A 239-nucleotide genomic window follows, 5' to 3' on the forward strand; every position below is an offset into this window, starting at 1 on the left:
CCGCGCAACGTATCCAGGAGTTGCATAAACCGCGCCGTCTCCGTCGCGTTCATGCCCGAGACCGGCTCTTCGAGCAGCAGCATCGAAGGGTCCGCAGCCAGCGCCAGCGCAACACCCAGAAGGCGCTGATCGCCATAGGCGAGTGAGCCTGCCATTTCGCGCGAGCGGCGTTCAATACCGACCAGTGCCAGGATTTCTGCGGCCCGTGTCCGCAGCTCCTTCTCGGACTCACGCTCCCG

The 239-nt window shown here is 64.9% G+C and carries 1 pseudogene; it reads right to left on the bottom strand.

From position 1 onward, the window contains the following. Positions 1 to 239, bottom strand: a pseudogene (locus RZA33_RS19770) (ATP-binding cassette domain-containing protein); the annotation flags it as partial.

Origin of the sequence: Halovibrio sp. HP20-59, assembly GCF_033052795.2 — a bacterium.
Taxonomy (GTDB): domain Bacteria; phylum Pseudomonadota; class Gammaproteobacteria; order Pseudomonadales; family Halomonadaceae; genus Vreelandella.